We start from the raw sequence: 542 nt of genomic DNA, 5'->3' as shown, positions 1-542 counted from the left end.
CATTAGGAAGTTTTACTAATTTAAGTGATGCTAAGCGGGCTATGAAAAACTTGCCGGCTGGTATTTTAAAGAATAAGCCTTTCTATAAAAAAATTAGTAAAATAAAACAAGAAATAACACTACTTGATCAGTAAATTACACTGCTTTAGTGTAAAATCGCGCAACACCGAATTGAAGTAAAGAGCCCAATGCAGCAAAAGAGTAGAGCCTTCCTTAAATGGGCTGGCGGAAAATACAGTCTAGTTGATGATATTAACGCGCGATTAAACCAAGCAAGTAAGCATGCTGATACTTTGGTTGAACCTTTTGTTGGTGCTGGCTCCGTTTTTTTAAATAGTAATTTTAAACATTATATTCTTAATGATATTAATGCTGATTTAATTAATTTATATAAAGAGCTCAGAGATTCACCTGATGAATTTATTAGCGACGCTAAAAAATTATTTGTAGATTTAAATAATCACCCTGATGCTTATTATGAATATCGTGTGCAGTTTAATCAAAGCCGCGATATATACGAACGCTCTATGTTATTTTTATAT

General features: G+C 32.3%; 1 protein-coding gene. It reads left to right on the top strand.

Features of this window, described 5'->3' with window-relative positions; all coding sequences use genetic code 11:
- Positions 1 to 188: 188 nt before the first annotated feature.
- Positions 189 to 542 (top strand): Dam family site-specific DNA-(adenine-N6)-methyltransferase (locus I6F66_RS21940; RefSeq protein ID WP_197209872.1); only part of this gene is annotated, 354 nt, incomplete at its 3' end.

Origin of the sequence: Pseudoalteromonas sp. NZS100_1 (assembly GCF_015864285.1) — a bacterium.
Lineage (GTDB): Bacteria > Pseudomonadota > Gammaproteobacteria > Enterobacterales > Alteromonadaceae > Pseudoalteromonas > Pseudoalteromonas arctica.
This window is presented reverse-complemented; position numbering and strand designations above follow the sequence as displayed.